Source organism: Yersinia sp. J1, assembly GCF_050586585.1.
GTDB lineage: Bacteria > Pseudomonadota > Gammaproteobacteria > Enterobacterales > Enterobacteriaceae > Yersinia > Yersinia entomophaga.
This window is the reverse complement of record NZ_JBOBDP010000040.1, coordinates 1-1983: the sequence shown is the minus strand read 5'-3', so window position 1 is coordinate 1983 and position 1983 is coordinate 1. Positions and strand designations below refer to the sequence as shown.

Here is a 1983-nt window from a genome sequence, read left to right as displayed (position 1 = left end):
AGCCACCTTGCGGTGACTTGATTTTCATACTAATGGTGCGAAGGCCGGACTCGAATTTTAAATCTAACATACTGATATAAAAGTAGTTTAAAAGCAGGAATAAATGTTTATACCCGCACTTGTACCCACAAGTTAAAATCCGTACAAAAAACAGACAGAATTAGTGGGTATAAAGCTATATCAGTAGAACACTTACATAGCTTTGAATGCAAGATCCAGGTAGGAAGAGCTGCTTTCCTCAAGGGCAACAACTGAACATAATCACCTGAGAGGTAGTTGGTGAGCTATGACCTAAAATGGAGTCATTAGCTAGGCCATATGTCAAACTTGGATGGATACTAGAATATGGAAAATAACAGAATAAACAAACGCTTTATAAAAATACGTGCTTGGTTTTTAACAATCCTTACACCTGCGTTCACGTCAACTTCTATTGCGGCATTGTTTGTCTGGTCGCATCTTGCGCGTATTGGACAAACAGGACTTTTTTTTGACAGCATCTCTTTTTCATCATTGTTCAGTTATCTGATGGTCTTTGCTTGTGTCAGCATGCTCCTTTTTTGCATTGTATTATTTATGCCCTCGCTACTGACGGGACTCTTTATTTCCAACTATCAGGGGGAAAGTAGTTTCCGGAATGAGCTGACAGAAAACAATATCAAAATCGTTCTTCTGACCTCGCTATTGTCAACACTGATATTTTTTGGCTATTTTTTCCTCACGCACAACGCAGGAAAAGAAGTTGCACAGAATGTGTCACTTCAGTTAAGTACTATTTGGCTTTGCAGCTTTATACTTTCCCTGTGGTTCAATGGCTCTATTACTTATAGACAGATAAGCACAGAGGGTAAGTGGAAGAAGATCAAAAAGGTTCTTTCTATGCATTTTTTACAACCAATGCTCTTCTCCCTTACAGCCTGTATATATATTTTTCCTCTTGAGTTATTTCTTCGCACGTTGGAGTTTCCGGACGGAACAAACGAGATCTGGCAGGCGTTGACTGTTATAGCGCTATCCATGTTCCTGATTATTTTTTCACTTATTCCCGGCGTTGTTTTCCTCAGGTTAAGAACCCGCACCAGCTTGTTACATCAAGTGACTGTTACGGGTGGAATCATGGCTGGAATACTATTCCTCATTTTTACGTTTGTGCATATGGTACCAGCTTTGATACTAACGATGTTCCTTAAAACATCAGGGATAATGGACCTGACACCTCATACTTATGGCGTACCGACTGCCGCATATCCTGCTGAATATTTTAGAGACTCGGCCTGGCAGGGTGTACGATCTTCAGATGAAAAATACTATTTACTTAAGGCAGTGAAAATTTATTCACTCGGAGATATACGCCTTATCTGTCCACTAAATATCATTCAATCATACAAAGACAGTCTTCAATACCAACTATTGGATACCGCCTATGATGATAGCGTTCGTGGCAAACTTCAGGATGCAGTTTCTCATTGCCGTAGGGTAAAGAGTCAGGAACTGCTGACACTTGAAAAATTACCACAGGTGGAAACCAAAAAGTAAACTTGCAAGAAATGCGCAGCGATGTCCACTTAAGCAAAAAGTGGACATCCCGTGGTGTTGGGAGGGTATTACCCATCAACGATATGGCTAACCGTGAAAAGAGAATAACAGGGATTTTATATCAAGTTTTTCCCATCAGGGAAACGCAGACCAGAACTTTGCAAACTATCACCAATGAAAAATGGCACAACCCATAAACGCAGTGATTTTTCCTTTTGATGGCTGAATTCATAGGGATGAGTTAACGGCTGACTAAAACCCTCATGTGAAGGATAAATCAGCAGCATATCCCCTATACCCTCCTGATAGTTCATACCGTAGGCCAACATCTGGTAAAGGTCAGCCTGCGACTGTTCGAGTGTCGCCTTTCCGCCCTCCACCATTTTCCATTTAACATCACAAATCATCGCCTGCTCCCCATACTCCCCTCGAGGTTGTAGATAGATA

The 1983-nt window shown here is 41.0% G+C and carries 2 protein-coding genes; one reads left to right on the top strand and one right to left on the bottom strand.

Going from position 1 to position 1983, the window contains the following annotated elements; genetic code table 11:
- Positions 1-345: 345 nt before the first annotated feature.
- The gene (locus ACQ4OC_RS19445; protein WP_430971553.1) at positions 346-1536 is read left to right on the top strand and encodes a hypothetical protein; all 1191 of its coding nucleotides are present in this window, start codon (positions 346-348) and stop codon (positions 1534-1536) included.
- Positions 1537-1652: 116 nt separating this feature from the next.
- Here ACQ4OC_RS19445 and ACQ4OC_RS19440 read toward each other — a convergent pair.
- A partial coding sequence (locus tag ACQ4OC_RS19440; protein ID WP_430971552.1) for a 5-methylcytosine restriction system specificity protein McrC occupies positions 1653-1983 on the bottom strand: 331 nt, incomplete at its 5' end.

Excerpts from the sequence above, each read along its gene's own strand:
- ACQ4OC_RS19445 (WP_430971553.1), top strand. The coding sequence starts at position 346 with ATGGAAAATAACAGAATAAACAAACGCTTTATAAAAATACGTGCTTGG.